This window comes from Clostridium sp. DSM 8431, assembly GCF_900116755.1.
GTDB lineage: Bacteria > Bacillota > Clostridia > Clostridiales > Clostridiaceae > Clostridium.
In genome coordinates, this window is the sequence record NZ_FPBY01000055.1 from 1 (window position 1) to 20,796 (window position 20,796).

19 protein-coding genes and 3 pseudogenes are annotated in these 20,796 nt (G+C 27.6%); 21 read left to right on the plus strand and 1 reads right to left on the minus strand.

All coding sequences use genetic code 11. The features are described 5' to 3' along the window. Positions 1-293: 293 nt before the first annotated feature. From BM384_RS07345 to BM384_RS07355, 3 genes and pseudogenes are all read left to right on the plus strand, one after another. Positions 294-863: pseudogene (locus BM384_RS07345) on the plus strand (tyrosine-protein phosphatase); the annotation flags it as partial. 135 nt (positions 864-998) lie between these two features. Further along, positions 999-1,712, plus strand: a complete 714-nt coding sequence (locus tag BM384_RS07350) for a response regulator transcription factor (RefSeq protein ID WP_090012512.1) — start codon at positions 999-1,001, stop codon at positions 1,710-1,712. Then, positions 1,702-3,135: a sensor histidine kinase gene (locus BM384_RS07355; RefSeq protein ID WP_090012513.1), complete on the plus strand. Its 1,434-nt coding sequence runs from the start codon at positions 1,702-1,704 to the stop codon at positions 3,133-3,135. Before BM384_RS07350 ends, BM384_RS07355 begins: the two co-directional genes overlap by 11 nt. Before the next feature lie 87 nt (positions 3,136-3,222). Here the strand turns inward: BM384_RS07355 and BM384_RS07360 are convergent. After that, a pseudogene (locus BM384_RS07360) lies at positions 3,223-3,864 on the minus strand (undecaprenyl diphosphate synthase family protein). Between the two features lie 172 nt (positions 3,865-4,036). Between BM384_RS07360 and BM384_RS07365 the strand changes: the two are divergent. From BM384_RS07365 to BM384_RS07435, 18 genes and pseudogenes are all read left to right on the plus strand, one after another. Continuing rightward, a complete protein-coding gene (locus tag BM384_RS07365) occupies positions 4,037-4,897 on the plus strand; it encodes a 4Fe-4S binding protein (RefSeq protein WP_090012515.1) in 861 nt (286 codons plus the stop codon). Positions 4,898-5,093: 196 nt separating this feature from the next. Then, the gene (gene hemL, locus BM384_RS07370; protein WP_090012516.1) at positions 5,094-6,383 is read left to right on the plus strand and encodes a glutamate-1-semialdehyde 2,1-aminomutase; all 1,290 of its coding nucleotides are present in this window, start codon (positions 5,094-5,096) and stop codon (positions 6,381-6,383) included. Between the two features lie 128 nt (positions 6,384-6,511). Further along, positions 6,512-7,288, plus strand: a complete 777-nt coding sequence (locus tag BM384_RS07375) for a formate/nitrite transporter family protein (RefSeq protein ID WP_090012518.1) — start codon at positions 6,512-6,514, stop codon at positions 7,286-7,288. Positions 7,289-7,385: 97 nt separating this feature from the next. After that, positions 7,386-7,907, plus strand: coding sequence for a hypothetical protein (locus BM384_RS07380; protein WP_090012520.1), 522 nt, complete (start codon positions 7,386-7,388; stop codon positions 7,905-7,907). Positions 7,908-8,333: 426 nt separating this feature from the next. Beyond that, a complete protein-coding gene (locus tag BM384_RS07385) occupies positions 8,334-8,897 on the plus strand; it encodes a DUF3867 domain-containing protein (protein WP_090012521.1) in 564 nt (187 codons plus the stop codon). Positions 8,898-9,033: 136 nt separating this feature from the next. Next, positions 9,034-10,590, plus strand: a complete 1,557-nt coding sequence (locus BM384_RS07390; RefSeq protein WP_090012523.1) for an ABC-F family ATP-binding cassette domain-containing protein — start codon at positions 9,034-9,036, stop codon at positions 10,588-10,590. A 159-nt stretch (positions 10,591-10,749) separates the two neighbouring features. After that, entirely contained in the window at positions 10,750-11,943 is a 1,194-nt protein-coding gene (locus BM384_RS07395; protein ID WP_090012525.1) for a DUF262 domain-containing protein, read from the plus strand. A gap of 4 nt (positions 11,944-11,947) precedes the next feature. After that, positions 11,948-13,366, plus strand: a complete 1,419-nt coding sequence (locus tag BM384_RS07400) for an ATP-dependent nuclease (RefSeq protein ID WP_090012527.1) — start codon at positions 11,948-11,950, stop codon at positions 13,364-13,366. A gap of 190 nt (positions 13,367-13,556) precedes the next feature. Continuing rightward, positions 13,557-14,270, plus strand: coding sequence for a hypothetical protein (locus BM384_RS07405; protein WP_090012528.1), 714 nt, complete (start codon positions 13,557-13,559; stop codon positions 14,268-14,270). Positions 14,271-14,535: 265 nt separating this feature from the next. Beyond that, a complete protein-coding gene (locus BM384_RS07410) occupies positions 14,536-15,165 on the plus strand; it encodes a recombinase family protein (RefSeq protein ID WP_090012529.1) in 630 nt (209 codons plus the stop codon). A 312-nt stretch (positions 15,166-15,477) separates the two neighbouring features. Further along, positions 15,478-15,681 (plus strand): hypothetical protein, encoded by a 204-nt coding sequence (locus tag BM384_RS07415; RefSeq protein ID WP_090012531.1) that lies wholly within the window; start codon positions 15,478-15,480, stop codon positions 15,679-15,681. Continuing rightward, positions 15,682-17,262, plus strand: coding sequence for a recombinase family protein (locus BM384_RS07420; RefSeq protein WP_090012532.1), 1,581 nt, complete (start codon positions 15,682-15,684; stop codon positions 17,260-17,262). It begins immediately after the preceding gene. A gap of 104 nt (positions 17,263-17,366) precedes the next feature. Next, positions 17,367-17,795 carry an ATP synthase subunit B family protein gene (locus tag BM384_RS07425; RefSeq protein WP_090012534.1) on the plus strand — a complete coding sequence of 143 codons (429 nt, stop codon included), beginning with the start codon at positions 17,367-17,369 and terminating at the stop codon, positions 17,793-17,795. Positions 17,796-18,144: 349 nt separating this feature from the next. Continuing rightward, positions 18,145-18,861: a cache domain-containing protein gene (locus BM384_RS18190; protein WP_139232064.1), complete on the plus strand. Its 717-nt coding sequence runs from the start codon at positions 18,145-18,147 to the stop codon at positions 18,859-18,861. A 215-nt stretch (positions 18,862-19,076) separates the two neighbouring features. Further along, positions 19,077-19,145, plus strand: a pseudogene (locus BM384_RS18195) (hypothetical protein); the annotation flags it as partial. 21 nt (positions 19,146-19,166) lie between these two features. Next, positions 19,167-19,292, plus strand: coding sequence for a hypothetical protein (locus tag BM384_RS18485; protein WP_278280897.1), 126 nt, complete (start codon positions 19,167-19,169; stop codon positions 19,290-19,292). Further along, positions 19,246-20,127, plus strand: coding sequence for a methyl-accepting chemotaxis protein (locus BM384_RS18200; RefSeq protein WP_242945976.1), 882 nt, complete (start codon positions 19,246-19,248; stop codon positions 20,125-20,127). Before BM384_RS18485 ends, BM384_RS18200 begins: the two co-directional genes overlap by 47 nt. Before the next feature lie 196 nt (positions 20,128-20,323). Continuing rightward, positions 20,324-20,767 (plus strand): GNAT family N-acetyltransferase, encoded by a 444-nt coding sequence (locus tag BM384_RS07435; protein ID WP_090012535.1) that lies wholly within the window; start codon positions 20,324-20,326, stop codon positions 20,765-20,767. Positions 20,768-20,796: the final 29 nt, after the last annotated feature.

Here is a 20,796-nt window from a genome sequence, read left to right on the forward strand (position 1 = left end):
AGGAGAAACTTCAACGACTATCCCTCCTGAGGGGAGTACACTACAAGCTATTGGTAGTGGAAGTGGGTAGACCTAAACAGGTAATGCTGTAGGATAAGATATAGTCTGTGCTTAATAGAAATATTAAGAAGTTCATAAGAGAACTGCATAAAAAGTAGCGTTTTTATGTGAACGACAATCTCAAAACGATTAAAGTTTAGAACTACGGGGATAGCTTGGGGTTGCTTAGTACAGAGTGGCACTATCGACCAAGAACCCTGCAACTTTAGTCGTGGTAGGTTCAGTTAAGATCAAAATCTGAAGTTAATAAAGATAAAAATGTAAAAATTCATGGGATTAATTATATTAATAAATCAGCATTAAATGAAAGCTTTGATATGATTCCATTATTTCTTAAAGGAAAAATGGACAACATAGATATAAATAAATTTATAGTAGATTCATATAAAAATATGATTTTTAATAACTCTACCTTAAAAGAAATAGTTGAATGTATAGAAAATGAAGATAGAATACCCATTGTTTTAAGCAGCACTTTAGGTAAAGATAGAGCTACAGTATATTCAGCTATTATTTTATCGATTCTAAGCATACCTAGGAAAGTTATAATAAAAGATTATATTTCCTCGAATTTTTATAGAAAAGAATTTAATGAGAATATAATGAAAGTTTTTGTGAATAAGGGAAAAAATAAAAGAAAGTTAGATATATTAGAGTCTATATTACTAGCTAAATATGAATATATTGATGCTGTATTTAATGAAATAGATAAGAGATATGGAAACATGGATAATTATTTGGAAAAAGAATATGGTCTTACAAAAAGGAAGAGAAAAGAAATAAAAAATAGATTATTATACTAAAAGTACTACATATGGATAAGTTTTGTATAAACTTTTATTTCATAGTTATTTAAAATAATATATAATGAAATTAGAAAGTCCTATTTAGGACTTTCTAATTTCATTATATATTTTTTATATCAGGAAGTGTTTGAAATGAGAGGCAGAATTTTAATTTGTGATGATGAAAAAGAAATATTAGAAATATTAGAATTATATTTAGAAAAAGAAGGGTATGATATATTAAAAGCTTGTGATGGAATTGAAGCTTTAGATGCTTTTAATAAAGAAAAAAATATAGATTTGGCCATTTTAGATATAATGATGCCAAAGTTAGACGGATATAAGGTTGTTAAGGAATTAAGAAAGTTTTCAAATATACCTTTAATCTTAATTTCAGCTAAAAATCAAGATGCAGATAAAATTTTAGGCCTTGATTTAGGTGCAGATGATTATATAACAAAGCCTTTTAACCCTTTAGAGGTTGTGGCAAGAGTTAATGCGCAGATAAGAAGAAAAAATAATCTTAATCTGCCAAGTGAAAATAAAGGTATTATAGAAATAGGAGATATTACATTAGATTCTTATAATGTTAAAGTCATAGTAAGAGAAAAGGAAATTGAATTAACATCTATAGAGTATGGAATATTAAAACTACTAATGGAAAATGCAGGACGAATATTAACTAAAAATCAAATATTTGAATCTGTATGGAATGAAGAATTCTTAAGTGGTGATAATACCATAATGGTTCATATAAGCAGACTTAGAGACAAAATCGAAGGAGATTCAAGAAATCCTAAGTATCTAAAGACTGTAAGAGGACTAGGATATAGATTTGAAAAGAAGGTTGAAGTAAATGAGGTATAAAAAGGATAGAAAACTTTTAGTATCTTTATTTACATATTATATAACCTTTGTTTTTGTTCTTGCAGCTATATTTGTATTTAGCTATTTATATCTTGGAATAAGAATATCAAAGTCCTTTGAAGGGACAAGTAGAATTCCTATATTTAATATAATAAGTGATGAATATAATGATTATAGAGAGATAGATTGTCATGCATTAAAGACAATAGGTGGATATATTGAAGTGCTTGATAGAGATAGAAAAGTAATCTATAGAGATGGACAAGTTCCTCCAAATTTAAAAGATAGTTATACTGAATATGAATTTCAAGAACGTCTTAGTGGAACTGGAGATAAGGAAAGTAGCTTTAATGTAATATGTAAATCTATTAAGGTACAAAAGGATGAAAGTTATCTTGTTTTAATTATGATACCTAAGCATGTTTTGGCATATACATTAAAGTTTACAGGAGTTCCTTATAAAGTGGGAAAACCTTTATATAAACTATATATTTTTGTAATTGGATTTGGAGTAATATTATCTATTATAAGTATAATTATATATAGTATATGGACTAGTAAAAGAATAGGAAAGCCCCTAGAAAAGATAGATGAAGCCCTTGGAAAAGTAATTGATGGGGATTATGATAAAAAAGTTACTTTGACAGGATTAAAAGAATTTGTAGTTATAGGTGATACTATAAATTATCTTATAGATAAATTAAAAACAAGCAGAGAAGAAAATCAAAGACTAGAAGAAAGCAAAACTCATATGCTTATGGACTTATCTCACGATATAAAAACTCCAATTACTACTATTAAGGGATTTTCAGCTGCGCTTTATGAAGGTATGGTTGAAGATGAGGAAAAGAAGAAGAGATATTATAAAACTATTTATAATAAATCAGAGCATGTAGGTGAACTTGTTGATGAACTTTTTGAATTTGTAAAACTTCAAGATACAAAAAATATATTGAAGTTGGAAAGTGTAGATATATGTGAGCTTATGAGACAGATAGTTGTAAGCTATGTAGATGAAATTGAAGAGAAAAAATTTGAATTAGAGGTAAATATTCCTGATGATATTTTAAAGATGGAAATAGACTATAGATTATTTAAAAGAGCAGTAAGTAATTTAATTGAAAATGCTTTAAAATACAATGAAGAAGGAACAAAGCTTAGGGTTGAGTTAAAAGAATTTGATGATTATATAAAAATTGAAATAGCTGATACAGGTAAGGGAATTCCAGAGTCCATAAAAAATAATTTATTTGAGCCCTTTGTAAGAGGAGATAAAAGTAGAAGTAGTGATGGAGGCTCAGGCCTTGGCCTTGCTATAGCAAAGAAAATAATAAATAATCATGGTGGAACAATCTGTGTTTGTGATGGAAAAAATGGAGAAAAGACTGTATTTTCTATAAAAATGGTTGAAGATTTAAAATAAAAAATATATAAGGTGTAATCTAAAAATTGATATGATACCTCCAAAGTAGACATGGTAAATAACGAAAATCTACTTTGGAGGTATTTTTTAACCTCCAAGGGTTATATCTTGTTCATTATACCAGGCAAGAGCATCATCTAAGTCTGTAGGCTTAAAGTCTGGCCAGAATCTATTAATAATATAAAAGTCTGAATATACTGACTGAACAGGAAGGAAACCACTTAATCGCCTTCTGCCTCCCCATCTAATAATTAGATCTATTCTTGATATGTTATTTGAACGTATATTGTTAGTAATATTTCTTCTTTTACTATCAGCTGATTTTAGTAAATTTAAATCCCATTCCCATCCGTAATTGATTAAAAAGTTAACTCTAATTGCACCTGTTCCAAATTTAATAGGTTTGGTAAAAGGTAATAGTTCTTTTGGAAAACATGGTGATTCAGTATTACCAATAACTAATATTTCAACATTTTCATTTCTTAAAGAATTAACAGCAGCTATACATGCCTTTGTAAAAGCTTCTTTTTGCACTGCAGGTCTTTTTGTATTATCAACAGTAAAACCATAGAAGGTAAGTTCCTTAACTCCATATTTTTCGCATTGTTTAACAAGTATAACACCAGGAGTAATTCCTGAATTATATCCTTTATCTTTGCTTAATCCATGGGAGGAGGCTCATCTTCTATTGCCATCAGGTATAATTCCAATATGCTTAGGAATCCTCATAAAATCTCTCCTTTATTAAATAAATGTAATTAAAAATAGTATTTCCTTAAGCTGAAAATAAATACATATGAATTAGTATAATAAAAAATATAAGAATTGTATGAATTGTCCTTGAAAAATATTTGTAAATTTTATAATATGTAGTTATATAAGAAAAAGGGGAGATATATAAATGGCTGTTAATAAGAAAAGACAAGGAGAAATGAAGGCACTAGGCTTTCTTCTTCAAAATGATAAGGAACATTATGCTGTGAGATTTTTAAGTAGAGCAGGAAATTTTAATACAGAAGAATTAGAAAAATTAAAGTACTTAGCTGATAAGTATGGAAGAGGATATATAGGGCTTACAACAAGACTGCAAATAGAAATTCCATGGATAAAGGATGAAGATGCAGAAACTGTAATGGAAGAAGCTAAAAGCTTAGGATTAAGACATGGAGGAACAGGACTTAAAGTAAGACCTTTAGTTTCATGTAAAGGAACAGTATGTCTTCATGGAAATATAGATACTCAAGAAATATGTAGACAATTAGAAGATAGATATTTTGCAGTAGATATGCCTGCAAAAACAAAGATTGGTATAGTTGGATGTGCAAATAACTGTGCTAAAGCAAATATAAATGATATTGGAATTATGGGAAGACAAGTTCCTGAATTTGATATTGAAAAGTGTAAGGGATGCGGATTATGTGTTAAGGAATGTAGACAGAAGTCTTTAGAAGTAGTTGATAAGAAAATTGTACATACTCCTGATACTTGTGTGGATTGTGGAGAATGTGTTAGAACATGTAAGTTTAACGCAGTAACAGCTTCAAAAAAAGGTGCAGAAATATTTGTTGGAGGAAGATTTGGAAGGGGCATGAGTATAGGGACTTCCCTTGGAAGAATCTTTAAAGAAGAAGAAATTGTACATGTTGTAGATGTTATAGTTAAATATTATAAAGAAGTAGGAGAGCATAGAGAAAGAATTTCTGCAGTAATGGATAGAATGGGAGCAGAAAACTTTATTAATAACATATTAGAAAGACTTTAAAAATTCTAAAGTTAGAAAATAAGAGAAGATGTAATCTAAATAATGATTTTAGTTATGTCTTCTTTTTTTATATATCATTAGTTTGAAAATATATTTTGGTGTATCCTTTTATTTTGTATTATATTATAAGGGTAAGTATACATAAATGAAGCATTATGTTATTTTAGATATATATAAAGATGAGGAGGAATTTATTTTGGAAAACGAAAGAATATTTAACGAAAGTAAAATGTATATGCCAGGGGGAGTTAATAGCCCAGTAAGAGCATATAGAGGAATGAGCATGACACCTCCAATAATAAAATCCGGTAAAGGTGTAATAATAGTAGATGAAGATGGAAATGAATATATAGATTTTGTTCTTGCATATGGTCCATTATTACTTGGACATTGTCATGAAAAAGTAGTTGAAGCAATTAAGGATACAGCTGAAAAATCAATTGCTTTTGGAGCGCCTACTAAATTAGAACTTGAAATGAGTAAGTTTTTATGTGAAAATATGCCTAATATAGATATGGTAAGAATGGTTAATTCGGGAACAGAAGCAACTATGAGTGCTATAAAACTTGCTAGAGGATATACTAAAAGAGATAAGATAGTTAAATTTGCAGGATGCTATCATGGACATTATGATGGATTTTTAGTGGAAGCAGGTTCAGGAGTATTAACAGGAAATATTCCAGGTTCACCAGGAGTTCCAGAAGATAGTATTAAGAATACTTTAATAGGAATCTATAATGATGAAAAGCAAATTTCAAATCTTTTTAAAGAGTATGGAAATGAAATAGCAGCTGTTATTATTGAACCTGTAGCTGGAAATATGGGAGTAGTTAAGGCTGAAAATAGCTTTATGCAATTATTAAGAACATTATGTAATAAATATGGATCTTTATTAATATTTGATGAAGTAATGTCTGGATTTAGAGTATCTTTTAAGGGAGCACAAACTTTATTTAATGTTACACCTGACTTAGTTACTTATGCTAAAGTTATGGGTGGAGGACTTCCTTGTGGTGCTTATGGTGGAAAGAGAAAAATAATGCAATGTCTTTCGCCAGCAGGAGGAGTATATCAAGCAGGTACAATGTCAGGAAACCCTATAGTTATGGCAGCAGGTCTTGCAACACTACATGAATTATATGATCATCCAGAATATTATAATCACATAGAAAGAATTGGCTCTAAACTTGAAGAGGGAGTTTTTAAGGTAAGTGAAAAGTATAATTTACCAGTGCAAGTTAATAGAGTTGGCGGTATGATAACTATATTCTTTAGTGAAGAACCAGTAGATTCTTATGAAAAGGTAAAGAAATGTGATACAGATAGATTTGCTAGATATTTTGAACATATGATTAAAAGCGGTATACATTTACCACCATCACAATTTGAAACATTCTTCTTATCAACTCAACATAATATAACTCATGTATATAAGTTTATTAAAGCTTTTGAAGAGTTTGCTAAGAAAGAAACAAAAGAAAATTAATTATATTTTTATGAATTCCGGAGTTAAAGGCTCCGGAATTTTTTTGCAAAATTATTTTAAGCTTGATAAATAGTATTTATTAGTATAAAATTTTATAGGAAATTTAACAAAGAGAGGATATTATTACGATGTACAGAGAAGAATTAAAAACTATAGCTGGAACTGCGAAGAAGAAAAATAAAATGCTTACAAAGACTCCAGCAAAATATGCTCTTTCTTGTATGCTTGGAGGGGTGTATGTGGCATTTGGTACAATGCTTTCATACTCAATGGGTGCAGGCCTTCAAACAACAGGATCTGCTTATGCTTATAAGATAGTAATGGGACTAGCTTTTGGTATAGCTTTATGTTTAGTTATATTTGCAGGTGCAGATCTATATACAAGTAACAACATGGTTATGGCCATTGGAGCAACAGAAAAAGAAACAACATGGATAGATGCATTTAAATTATGGGGATTCTGTTGGATTGGAAACTTAATTGGATCAGTAATTGCAGGATGGCTTTTTGTAAATGCTGGTTTATTTAATGATTCTGCAGCTGAGTTTATAGTTCATTATGTAGAAATGAAGACAGGCCTTACTTTAGGGCAAATGTTAATAAGAGGTATATTATGTAATATGCTTGTATGCTTAGCTTCATGGTGTTCATATAAAATGAAAAATGAAGCAGCAAAAGTATTAATGATTGCATGGTGTGTATTTGCATTCTTTACAGCAGGTTATGAACATAGCATTGCTAACATGGGGTTATTTGCTATAGGACTATTCCTTCCACAAGGAAGTGTACTTGCTTTATCAAAGGTAATAACAAGCCTTATAGTAGTTACTATAGGTAACACAATTGGTGGAGCTGTAATTGTTGGTCTTAGTTATGTATTTATGACTAACAAAGAAGCTGAGTAAATTTAGATATATTGCTATAAAATGATAAAAATTATATAATTATACAAAAGAAGCATATTTATCTTGAAGTTAAAATAAGATAAACGGGGGTATAATTATGACTGAGATAGCAATGGGAAATCTTTTGGCAATTTTTTCGATGGTGATGATACTTGTCAGTTATGTAATAACATCAATTACATTATTTAAAATATCAGCTAAGGAAAAAGTATGTAAGCCATTTTTTGCATGGATACCAATTCTTAATGATTTTTTATTAATTAAACTAGGACAAGGGTCTATTTGGTTTATAATGTTAGCTTTAGTAAGCTTATTTTTAGGAGGGCCAATGACAAGTTATTTTAATTCATCAACACTTGTTATGGTTGGAACTATAGTTACTGCTTTATGGACATTATATAAAATATTATTATATAACAGAATATGTGAAAGATATGATGGAAATATAATAATACTTGGCATTGGATTTATTTTAGAACTTATACCTAAAATGTCTTTAGCAGGATTAATAATTGCAATAATAGGACAAATATTATTAATGAAAAAGGTTAAAAGTAATTTTAATCCTAAGACTATCATAGAATCAAAGATAGTAATATCTAAAAGAAATAAAAAGTAAATTTAATGAGAAGTACTTTAAAAGAGTACTTCTCATTTCTTTATAGGGTAATAATAATGAAAAAACTAATAAAAATAACAAGTATGATTGGTATGTATGATGATTTTTGTACTTGCATCAGCTGGCTGCAGCAAAACATTAAACTTAGATAATAAGTATTCAGTAAAATATATGTTTGAAACTGTAGGTCTTAACTCTAAATAAATTAGCAAGAGAAGAAAAAACAGATTCTATTAAAAACAATCCTAAAGCATACAAGACTTAAGAAGTTATGAAAAGATGTGAAATATACAAGAATTTAGATAATGAGGATAAAGAAAAATATATGGACATTTGGACAGCACTCAAAATAGAAGATACTGAATAATAAATTTATGTAGTTATATAAATACTTTTGGTATATAATAGTACAAAAGGAGTGATTATATGGACGACAGAATTATTGATTTTAATCAACTTAAAAACAAGGCTGAAGAGAAGGCTAAAGAGAAAGATGTAGATAAGCTTGAAGACTATATGTACTCTTTGTATTATGAAATGGCTCAAGGTAAAATAACTATGGCTGATTTCACCAAAAACATGTATAAATATATGGAAGAAAATAATATATCTCAAGATAAATTTTTAAATTTACAAAAAAAGCTTATGGAGAGATATGGTTTTGACTCTAAATTTTTAGATGAGCAATTAAAATCATTGGGGGCAGACAATATTAATGTAAGTTATGATAATATAAGAAAAACTATGAGCTTTCAAGAAAAGTATAAAGACAGGCTTATTAATAAAGCAATATCATATTATACAATAAAAAATGATAAAAATGATATTGAGATAATAGTAGAAGAAGATAATGTTATTATACAAAGTGAAGGAAAGATAGATTTAAATGATCTAGAATTAAGTGATTTCTTATGCTCATATAAAAAGGTAAGAGAAGAAAGACCTTTAAATATAAGACTTTGTGAAAATATTAAAAAATATAATTATTAAGAAAAGATATATTGAGGCTCTAGATTTAGACTCAATATATCTTTTTTTGTTTCATTATCCTCTTTTTTCACTTTAAATTATTTAAATTTTAGATATAATAAGTATTAGATAAAAAAGAGATACTAAGGAGGCGTACATGAGCGTATTACAAGTAAAAAACATAAATCATGGTTTTGGAGATAGAGCAATTTTTGAAGATGTATCTTTCAGATTATTAAAGGGAGAACACGTAGGACTTATAGGAGCAAATGGAGAAGGTAAGTCTACTTTTATGAATATAGTAACTGGAAATCTTATGCCTGATGAAGGAGATGTAATCTGGTCAAACAATGTAAGAGTTGGTTATATGGATCAGCATGCAGCTCTTAAAAAAGGTGAAAGTATAAGAGATGCCCTAAGAGATGCTTTTAAATTCTTATTTGATATGGAAGCAGAAATGAATGCTTTATATGAAAAGATGGCAGACTGTACTCCAGAAGAATTAGAAAAGATGTTAGAGAGAACAGCTGTAATTCAAGATCTTTTAGATAACAATGGTTTTTATATAATTGATGCAAAGGTTGAAGAAGTAGCTAAAGGGTTAGGTCTTTTAGATTTAGGACTTGATAGAGATGTAGATGATTTATCAGGAGGTCAAAGAACTAAAATTCTTTTGGGTAAGTTATTATTACAAAATCCAGATATCCTTTTATTAGACGAGCCTACTAACTATTTAGATGAAGAACATATTGAATGGTTAAAGAGATATTTACAAAACTACGAAAATGCTTTTATATTAATATCTCATGATATTCCATTCTTAAATTCAGTAGTTAACTTAATTTATCATGTAGAAGAAAGAAAGCTTACAAGATATGTAGGTGACTATGATGAATTTAGAAGAATATATGAAGAAAACAAGAGAAGATTAGAAGCAGCATATGAAAAGCAACAAAAAGAAATAGCAAGACTTGAAGATTTCGTAGCAAGAAATAAAGCTAATGTTGCAACTTCTAATATGGCTAAATCTCGTCAAAAGAAATTAGACAAGATGGAAAGAATAGAACTTTCACAAGAAAAACCAAAGCCAGAATTTAATTTCAAGATGGCAAGATCATCAGGTAAGGTTATATTTGAAACTAAGGATTTAGAAATAGGATATGATAAGCCTCTAACTAAGCCTTTAAATCTTTATATGGAAAGAGGACAAAAGATAGCTTTAGTTGGAGCAAATGGTCTTGGAAAATCTACACTTTTAAAGAGTTTATTAGGTCTTATAAAACCAATAAGTGGAACAGTAGAAAGAGGAGACTATCAATACATAGGTTACTTTGAACAAGAAGATAGAGAAGATAATAATAATACATGTATTGAAGAAGTATGGCAAGAGTTCCCTTCATTTACTCAATACGAAATAAGAGCTGCACTTGCTAAATGTGGACTTACTACTAAGCAATTAGAATCTAAGATAAGAGTATTATCAGGAGGGGAAGCTGCTAAGGTTAGATTATGTAAGATAATTAACAATGAAACTAATATCTTAATCCTAGACGAACCTACTAACCACTTAGATCAAGATGCCAAGGATGAGTTAAAGAGAGCTGTTAAGGAATATAAGGGATCAGTTTTACTTGTATCTCATGAACCTGAGTTCTATAGAGATGTTGTTACTGATATTTGGAACTGTGAAGATTGGACATTAAAAACACCTTAAGGAAGTATGAAAATTTTATAGTTAATATCAATGTAAAGAAGTCACAAGTTAATAGTGTGACTTCTTTTTATTGAGTAAATTATTTATATTATTATTACAAATATGGTATTATTTATATTGGTGTAGAATTTGAATGAAGAGTGGGGATGAATAAGATAGATGAAGTACAGAATTACTGAATTAGAGATTGAGTCAATATATAGGAGGATAGTTGATAATGAAATAGATTTACAACCAGACTTTCAAAGAGGAGAAGTATGGTCAGCACAAAGAAAGAGGAAATTAATAGATACAATATTAAGAGAATGGCAAGTTCCACCTATACATTTAGTACAATCAAAAGATTATAGTGATGAAGTTTTAGATGGTCAACAGAGATTGGTAAGTATAAGAGAATTTATGGATAATAAACTCAAGGTAGATGGAGGAATTAAGCCTTTTGATAAAAACATATCTGAGTTAAATGGATTTAGGTATAAAGATTTGCCTGAAGAAGTAAAGAGACGTTTTAAAAAATATACAATAAGGTTAGTTAGAATAGAAGAATATAGTGCGGAAGAAGCAGCAGAATTATTTTATAGATTAAATCAACAAGCAACATTAACATCTGCAGAGCAAAGGAATGCATTCTTTGGTGAAACACGTTCTCAAGTTAAAAAGTTAGTTCGTATTTTTGAAAATAATGGTGCAAATAGAGATACTATTGGATTTTCAAATTCAAGAATGGCTTATGACGATATAATAGCAAAATTTTGTTACACTTTAGAAATTGGAACATTAAAGAAGAAAATTAATTCAAGTGATATATCAGATAAATATAGAGGAGAAGAAGCTTTTAGCAATGAAGTATATGAAAGAAGTAAAGAAATTTTATTATATTTTATTGATAGTATGCAGTATGTAAATAATGAAAAACTAATATGTTTAAATAAAGCTACACTTTATAGTTGGTTAATATTTGCTAATAGGATGATTCATAAATGTTCATATAAAGAATTAGGAGATTATATATATAGATTTGAAATATACAGAGAACGATATAAGCAGAAAGAGGTAACCATAAATCTTCTTAATAAAAGTTTTTTTGATACTTTTAATGAATTAGAAAAAAAATATTCTTGCCTTGATAACTTATTAATATTATTTAATCAAAAGTCTAGTTTAGGAAGTACAGAAGTAACTTCTATAATTATTAGGGATATTATTATAAATTTAGTATATGAAATGTGTAATAATCACATAGGTAGTCAAAAATTATTATCTAGATTTGAAAAATTATATGAAGAAACTAATAATGTTAATAAAAGTATCGATTTAATTGCAGAAGAATATAATTGGGGGGAGATATTATAGTATTATGAGACAAGCAAGAGTAGAAGATTACTGGGATAGGGTAAAAAGAAGTAACTATGATATAAAAATTAAAGAATTAAATTTAAATGGAATAAATGGATTTGGCACAATAGAATTTACAGGTGGAATATTTGCTATATGTGGATTAAATGGTGTTGGAAAGAGCACTATAATAGCAGCATTAAAAGATGTTTTAGGAATAAGATTAGATAGAAGTGATTTATATAGGATAGGTAATAGTGAATGTAGTGCAATAATCTCTAAAAATGATACAGAAATTCAGTGTAAAAATATTATTGAATATAAGTTAAATAATAAGATATGTGATACGGAGATTAAACTTTTGTATATTGATTATGAGCAATCATTAGATATATTAAAAGAATTTAATGTTGAAAATCTCGAGGAATATTTAGAACAATACGGTTCTCAGCCATTAGATAGTGGTAGTCTTGTCGAGATAAATTATATAATAGGGAAGCAATATGATAAATGTACTATACGTGAAGTTGGTGAGGATGAAGTAAAACCTTATTTTAGTGTACAATGTGGAGATATAAGCTATGATTCATTAAGTATGGGAGTAGGTGAACATTTTTTATTATATCTATATTGGGCGATAAAAAAAATTGATAGAAAAGGATTTTTATTGATAGAGGAACCAGAAACTTTTATTAGTATTAAATCACAAGAAAAGTTAATGAATTATATAGCTAAAGAAGTTAGTAAAAAACATTTTAATGTAATAATTACTACTCATTCTCCATATATAATCAGAAAAATATCACATAATAATATTATTGTAGTAAGTAAATATAGAAATGAATTAGCAGTAGAAAAAGCTTGTAATTCAAATGCATTAAAAAAATTAGGATTAGAGGTAAGAAATAAAGGAATATTTTATTTAGAAGATGACAATGCTAGAAGACTATTCAATGAAATCATTAAAAGTAATAATTGTTATTCAATTTTGGAGGAATATTCAATAGAAGTTGCTAATGGTGAAAGCGGGATTACGCATATATTAAGTTTTCCATACTCTGATAAATTTCAGTATAAAATTATAGGAATATATGATGGTGATATGAAAGAAGCTTTAAGCCAAAAAGAAAAAGAAAAAATTAAGTGGCCATATGGGTTTTTACCAGGTAGCAATGGTATAGAAGAAGAATTTCAAAAAGTTATTAATGAAAATACAGATGAATTTTTAAATTTGTCTGGATATGAAAAAGAAAAATTAATTAGTGCATTGGAAAGAGTTTCAGGAGAAGACCCACATGATTGGTTTTTAGATTTAGCAAAAGAATTAGTATTAAGTAATGATATATTGTTTGGGTATTTGTATCAATTATGGAGTAAAAATGAATATGTACAAACAGAAATAGAAAACTTTGTGGAATTTTTGAAAAAATTAAATCTTTAATAAATATAATTGTGAGTTTGTTAAAGAAAGTATAAGCATGTGGAAAACTACAATTATTATATGAATCTATTAAGTATTTTATTATATAATATAGATAGATGAAAGGTGGTGTAACGATTGGGTTTACTCCTATAACCCAAAGGAGCCAATTTTATTAATTGGTGTGTTATTAAAAAGGAGAGAATTAATTATGAAAAAAATTAATAAGAAACAAGTAGCAGAAATATTAGGAGTGCACACTAAAAGTTTATCAAGATGGGATAATGAAAAAATAAAATATGAATTAGCTAAAGCGTGTTATAAAGTGAATGATATAGCTAAAGAAGGTAGAAGTATTTATTTTTATATTCAATATGAAGAATATTCGCAGAGCAATTATGAACATTTACAAGAGGTATTTAAAGTAAAGGATATTGAAAGCTTAAAGAGATACACGAAAAGAAAAGCTGAAAGTATTGAAAAAGAAGAATTGATAAACAGATATGAATTATGTAAGGAAACTAATATAGCTGAAACTACAAGTAAAAGATATGATACAAAACTAATTGAAAAAGGTATCTTTGAAAAATTAGATGATGTTTTATACATATGTGTTGATAAAAAGACAAGAAAAAGAGTTTTAGTTGATAGAGAAGCCTATAATAATTATTGGATAAAAAATTCTGCAATTAATAAAGAATTAAAATCATTAGGAAAAAGATATTTACAAGGAGAAATAACTATAAATGATTATAATTATTTAAGGGATATTATATTATCAAAATCAGAAACTCCATATATGTATTATAAAGTTAATAAATTAGTAGTTAAGTATGATAATTACTTATATAAGATGTTAATTGAAGGGGAAGAAAAGCCTCTTCTTTTTTTATTAATAGGTAACATGTGTGGTCTAGCTATATAGGAGTATATAAGAAGGTCATTAATGTTACCTATTTTTATAAAAATCTTGTTTGGAGCGATAGCGACAACAGGCGAATGAGGGACGAATGAAGCCTAAAATAAGTGTTTAATTTAGGTACACCTTATAGTGAACAATTAAATATTAAACTGATTCTATAGAAAAACAGTAATAATTACACAAAAAGTGTTCAATATAATATTGATACTTAAAATGAACAGTGCTAAGATAATTACATATTAAAATATAGATGAAGAGGAATATATATATGATATTTGGATATGTTAGAGTAAGTACAAAAGAGCAGAATCTTGAAAGACAGATAAGGGCATTATTAGATTATGAGAAAGAGTTAAAAGAAGATAATATCTATACAGATAAGCAGAGCGGGAAAGATTTTAATAGAGATAATTATTTAAAGCTAAAAGAAAAATTAAGGTATGGAGATATACTAATAATTAAAGAATTGGATAGGCTTGGTAGAAATAAAAAGATGGTTCTTGATGAACTAAGATACTTTAAAGATTTAGGGGTTAGGGTAAAGGTATTAGATGTACCAACAACACTAATAGATTTAGATTCATTTGGTAATGAAATGGCTAATGCTATGATGGATATGATAAATAATCTATTAATAGAAGTCCTATCAACAATAGCCGAACAGGAGAGAGTTAAGATAAAACAAAGACAAGCAGAAGGAATTGAAATAGCAAAGAAGCAAGGAAAATATAAAGGAAGAAAAGAAGTAACAGAAGAAGATTTACCGAAGAATTTTTCTAAGCTTTATAAACAATGGAAAGATAAATCTATAAATGCAACACAGTTTACAAAACTTTTAGATTTGAAAAGCAGAACAACATTATATAAATATATAAAAATATATGAAGAAAGTATTTAGGAGAGGAAATTAGATATACTTCTTCTTTTTTTTGTATAATATCCCCGGGAAAACTGGGAGAAAAAAGGATAGTTTTTTCCACAGAACAATAGCACATTTGTATATGAAGTAGGTACCAATTGACTTTTTTTATTAATAAAAAGATATACCGGTACAAAAAATAATGAAAAAAGTTTTTTTAGTATAAAATTAGAAATTTATTTTAAATGGTATATATTACATAATTTTTTGAATGAACTTTTTATCAAGGTAATTATATAACATAAATATAGAGTATTTTACAAAAGACAAATTGTATTAAAGGAGAAGTTTATGATAGATATTAAAATTATAGAAGAACAAAATTATGTAAAAGTATATAACTGTGGAGTTTTAATTTTAGAGGAAAGTAATTATAATGAAATTGTATTAACTATAAAAGAAGCATTAACCATCATAGAAGATGATTTATATCAAATTGAAGTTTTAAGAAAAGTATTAAGACAAGTTGAAGATATAAAAAGGTTGGTGGCTTAAATGTTTAAGGAAAAGAAAATAATTAGTTGTTATGTAAGGGTAAGTACGAATAAGGAAGACCAACAAAAATCCTTAGTGCAACAAAGAGAATTATTACAAGAGATATACAAAGATTATGAAATATTAATGTATAGTGATACTGGAACTGGTACAAGCTTTAATAGAAAAGGATTTAAAGATTTATTATATGATGCAGGATTAAATGAGAAGCGATTAAAAGATGGGAGATTAACCTTTGAAGCAGATGAGTTTAGAGAACCATTGTTTAATGAGATAGTAGTTTTATCTACTTCAAGATTTGCTAGAAATATTGTAATTATTGATGTATTAAGAACGCTATGGGATTTTAAAAAAGTAAATGTGAAATTCTTAGATGTGCAAAAAGATAGTTGCAATATGAATGATATGATTTTACTTCAAATGTTTTTTGCAATGGCAGAAAATGAAGTTAAGGAAACAAGTATAAGAACTAAAAGAGGAAATAAAACTACTATAATGCAGAATAAGATTAGGAATAATAGTATTTTTGGATGGGATTATGACAAAGAAACTAATTCATTAATAGCAAATGAAGAAGAAGCAGAGGTAGTTAAATTTATATTTAATACTGCGTTGGAGCATGGATTAAAAAGAACTGCACAATTAACTAATGAAGCAGGATATAGAACTAAGAAAGGCAATTTGTGGAGTGATAGTACCATAAAAACATTAATAACTAATCCAAAATATAAAGGTTATAATGTCAGAAATAAATATACAAGTGAAAATCTTTTTACTGAAAGCAAAGTTAAGTATGTTAAAAAAGAAGATTGGATTGTTATGAAAAATGATAGAATAGAACCTTTAGTAAGCGAAGAACTATGGGAAGAGGTTCAAGAAGCATTAAAAGATAGATGTTTACATGGAAATAGAGGAACTAATGCAAGAAAGTATGATACTAGAGGAAAAGTAGTTTGTAAATGTTGTGGTGCTACATATATTAGATGTGTAGAAAGAAGAATTAAAGATAAAGCAGAAGGAAGTCATTATTTAATTTGTTCACATAAGAAAAAATATACAAAGAAATATTGTCAGTCTGAAAATATTAAGGTTGAAATATTAGATAACTTCATTGAAGAGCAAAGAAAGGTATATTATAAGAATATTCATTTACAGATTAAACTTAGGATAATAAAACTAAAGAAAGAGTTATCAAAAGCAAATGCAGAAACAGTTGATATGGTAAATGACTTGATAAAAATAGAAGAGGAAAAGTTAAAGAAGAAGAAAAGTTCCTTAGAAACACTTTTAAATTCTTTCATTGAATCAACAAGTAAAACTATGCAGGATATTCTAAAGAAGAAAATGCAGATGTTAGAAAACGAAATAAAAGATATTGAAGTTGACATAGTATCTTTAGAAAATAAGAAAGCTGATAAAAATAAATACATAAGAGAGTTGAGTAATAAAATATCTGCATTAAAGAAAGAAGGGGAAGAACTACCAACTAAAGTTTTAGAAAGAAGAGAATGGCTTGATAAAGTAGAAAAGATTATTGTAGGTGGTAAGAATGATTTAGTTGCAGTTTATAAATTAGATTAAAATTTAATATCTTTAAATATAAAGTATATATATGTAATATTCAAAATATTAACGGTTATGTTAAATGTGGTATAATAAATTATATTTAACGAGAGGTGAATAAAATGAATAATACTATTAGCGTATTACTACCATTAATAACAAGTATTGTTAGTGGAGTTATAACTTATTTTACATCAAGAAGTCAGTTTAGAAGTGAGTTAGAAAAAGTAAAAGAGCAATCTAAGACTGAATTAGATAAGGTAAAAGCACAATGTGATGTAGACATTAAAAATGTTAATAAGCAATGTAGAACAGAGATACAAAAAATAAAAGAACAATGTGATAGCGATATTAAAAAGATTGAAAAACAATCGCAAGCAGAAATTGATAAGATTAAGACTGAATTTGATAAACAAGCAGATACATACCAAAAAAATAAACAGACAGATGTTGTTGCAGGTTTTTTTGATAAGTTTATGGATAACCCTCAAAAGGGAATTGATATGATTAAACAAATGCAAAATTTATGTGATATGTTTAGTAATAAGTAGAATATAGATTGTTTTGTTAATGGAAATGCATATAATCATACTTCCTAAAGGTGTGAAAGAGGGACACTGAAAGTTATATAGTAATTATTCAGTTAAAGGGTTAGTTTAATAGCTAACTCTTTTCAATATAATAAATCTTTATAAGTTATATAATAATTTTGGTTTTAAGGCAAAGCTAATTTAATCATTTAGTTTTGTCTTATTTTTATTAATTCAAAATTTTTGTTTATAGAATTTTTAATTTTAGTTTATTTTTAATAATTGACTTTTTAATATATTTGCTAAAATAAGCTAAAGATTTAACGATTAATGTCGAAAAATATTCGTATTATTAATATTAGGAGGAAATATGAGAGGCATAAGGGAAAAATTATTGGTATATTTAGGGGCATTTATTGTAGTCATTTGTTTGGGACTTGGTATATCGTCATATGCTATAGCTAGAAATTCATTAATATCAAATTTGAAAAAAACATTACCTGAAATTGCAATAGAGGCATCTAATACTATTGAAGAAAGAATCAATGGACAATTTGGAAAGTTAGAATCTATTGCAGCAAGAAGTGATGTGAATGATCCAAATATTGATTTTGCAACTAAAAGACAAATTCTTATAAAGGAAGCAGAAAGAATTGGAAGTATGACCCTTGACTTTGTTGATGCAAATGGAGATGTTCTTCATTCGGATGGTCAGATTTTTAATATAGGTGATAGAGAATATATAAAATCTGCATTACAAGGAAATAGAGTTGTAACAGATCCTGAACTTAGAAAAAGTAATAATACTTTATCTGTACGTTATGTTGTTCCAGTAAAAAATGGTGATGAAATTATTGGGGTTTTATTAGAGTCAAGAGATGGAAATGCATTATCAGAATATACTGATGAAATAGAATTTGGAGAAAGTGGAAGTGCTTTTATTATTAATAAAGATGGAACTTCAATAGCTAATAAAGATAGAGATGCAGTTCTTCAGTATGAAAATTTAATTACAAGTTCTGAAAATGATGCTAGTTTAGAAGAGATTGCAGATGTACATAAAAAGATGACAAAGAAAGTGGGTTAGACACTTTTAAATACAAAGATACTGATTACCATATTGGGTATTGTCCAATTGATGGAACAGATTGGTCAATAGGGGTAAGTATAGAAAGTGAAGAAATATTATCGGAATTAAAAAGGTTAAAAACTATTACTATTACAACTTCAATAGTATTTATTGTTATAGGCTTTATAGTAATCTATATATTAGCTAATGTAATATCAAAGGGAATAAAAGCTATTACAGAACATTTAAATTTATTATCAGAAGGTGACTTAACACATAAAGTACCAGAAAACCTTCTTTCTATTAAAGATGAAGTTGGACAAATGGCTAATTCAATGGAAGAAATGCAAAAATCATTGAAAGATATGATTAGAAGTATAAAAGATAATGCAAATACTGTTAGTGAAAAATTCAGAAAATCTTTCGATAATAGCACAAGAAATTTCTAGTTCTTCTCAAAATGTAACACATTCAATTTCAAGTGTGGCAGAAGGTACTGAAAATCAAACAGAAGGTATTATGGAAATAGTTTCTATATTGGATGAATTTGGCACAAAACTTTCGGAAATGACAAGTAAAATTGAAGGTGTAAATTTAAATTCTAAGAACATAGGAAGTATGGCTGCTGATAGTAATAAGGAAATGAAGGAACTAATTGAATCTGTAAATAATGTAAGCAATATGTTTGAAAATTTCTATTCTAAGATTAGTTCCCTAGAAAAAAAGGTAAATAAAATTACTGAAATTACAAATCTTATTAATGATATTTCTGAACAAACTAATCTTCTAGCATTAAATGCAGCTATTGAAGCTGCAAGAGCAGGAGAAGCAGGTAAGGGATTTGCAGTAGTTTCAGATGAAATAAGACAGCTTGCAGAACAATCAAAACAGTCTTCAGAAGATATTAGCGAGTTAATAGTGGATATATCTCAAGAAACTGATATTATAGTGTCAGATTCTGTTAGTATGGATAATGAACTTACAAATCAAGTTAAAACAATAGAGAATTCAATAAATTCTTTTATGAAGATAGTTAATGGAGTAGATGAAATTATTCCTCAAATTGAAAATATAAAGAAATCAGCAGAAAATAATAAAAATAATATTATTAAAAAGATAGATGATTTAACTAGTATATCTGAGGAACTATTTACTTCTTCAGAAGAAATTTCAGCATCAGCAGAAGAAATGAATGCATCAACAGAAGAAGTTGCTGCATCAGCACAATCATTAAGTAATATGACTGATAATATGATGGATGAAGTAAATAAATTTAAACTATAAGATAATATAAATATGTTATTAATTTTGTATTTAACTTCAAGAGTAATTATAATTAAAAAATAGGATCATTGTTCTTATACATGGGTAAGAACAATTATAAGCACTAAGTCTTATTTCATTAGGGCCTTTTTAAAGGAGGAATGAGATTTAGTGTTTTATTTTTCTATTAAGAAATATATATTTTTGGAGGATAATTATGAACTGGAAGATAAAAAAATTTCATGAACTAGAATTAAAAGAAATGTATGAAATCTTAGCATTAAGAAGTAAGGTATTTGTCGTAGAACAAGAATGTCCTTATCAAGATTGTGATGGTAAAGATGAATACTCTTATCATTTATTTTGCAAAGAAGAGGATAAGGTTATTGCAGGTTTAAGAATTATAAAAAAGGGAATTTCATATGATGAAATATCTATTGGGCGTGTTTGTGTAGATAAAAATTATCGAGGAAGTGGAATTGCTAGAAAAATGATGATAAAGGCAATTAAATTTGTAGTAGAAGAATTAAAGGAAAGTGCAATTAAGATACAAGCACAATCTTATCTTATAGAGTTTTATAAGAGTTTAGGTTTTAAAGCTGTCTCAGATGAATACTTAGAGGATGATATTCCACATATAGATATGTTATATAAAATATAATTAGTGTAGAGCTGTAAGTTTAAGTTTAC

Excerpts from the sequence above, each read along its gene's own strand:
- BM384_RS07380 (WP_090012520.1), top strand. The coding sequence starts at position 7,386 with ATGACTGAGATAGCAATGGGAAATCTTTTGGCAATTTTTTCGATGGTG.
- BM384_RS07425 (WP_090012534.1), top strand. The coding sequence starts at position 17,367 with ATGAATAATACTATTAGCGTATTACTACCATTAATAACAAGTATTGTT.
- BM384_RS07355 (WP_090012513.1), top strand. The coding sequence starts at position 1,702 with ATGAGGTATAAAAAGGATAGAAAACTTTTAGTATCTTTATTTACATAT.
- BM384_RS07385 (WP_090012521.1), top strand. The coding sequence starts at position 8,334 with ATGGACGACAGAATTATTGATTTTAATCAACTTAAAAACAAGGCTGAA.
- BM384_RS07375 (WP_090012518.1), top strand. The coding sequence starts at position 6,512 with ATGTACAGAGAAGAATTAAAAACTATAGCTGGAACTGCGAAGAAGAAA.
- BM384_RS07395 (WP_090012525.1), top strand. The coding sequence starts at position 10,750 with ATGAAGTACAGAATTACTGAATTAGAGATTGAGTCAATATATAGGAGG.
- BM384_RS07390 (WP_090012523.1), top strand. The coding sequence starts at position 9,034 with ATGAGCGTATTACAAGTAAAAAACATAAATCATGGTTTTGGAGATAGA.
- BM384_RS07410 (WP_090012529.1), top strand. The coding sequence starts at position 14,536 with ATGATATTTGGATATGTTAGAGTAAGTACAAAAGAGCAGAATCTTGAA.
- BM384_RS07405 (WP_090012528.1), top strand. The coding sequence starts at position 13,557 with ATGAAAAAAATTAATAAGAAACAAGTAGCAGAAATATTAGGAGTGCAC.
- BM384_RS07420 (WP_090012532.1), top strand. The coding sequence starts at position 15,682 with ATGTTTAAGGAAAAGAAAATAATTAGTTGTTATGTAAGGGTAAGTACG.
- BM384_RS07365 (WP_090012515.1), top strand. The coding sequence starts at position 4,037 with ATGGCTGTTAATAAGAAAAGACAAGGAGAAATGAAGGCACTAGGCTTT.
- BM384_RS18485 (WP_278280897.1), top strand. The coding sequence starts at position 19,167 with ATGGCTAATTCAATGGAAGAAATGCAAAAATCATTGAAAGATATGATT.
- BM384_RS07350 (WP_090012512.1), top strand. The coding sequence starts at position 999 with ATGAGAGGCAGAATTTTAATTTGTGATGATGAAAAAGAAATATTAGAA.
- BM384_RS07435 (WP_090012535.1), top strand. The coding sequence starts at position 20,324 with ATGAACTGGAAGATAAAAAAATTTCATGAACTAGAATTAAAAGAAATG.
- BM384_RS07415 (WP_090012531.1), top strand. The coding sequence starts at position 15,478 with ATGATAGATATTAAAATTATAGAAGAACAAAATTATGTAAAAGTATAT.
- BM384_RS07400 (WP_090012527.1), top strand. The coding sequence starts at position 11,948 with ATGAGACAAGCAAGAGTAGAAGATTACTGGGATAGGGTAAAAAGAAGT.
- BM384_RS18190 (WP_139232064.1), top strand. The coding sequence starts at position 18,145 with ATGAGAGGCATAAGGGAAAAATTATTGGTATATTTAGGGGCATTTATT.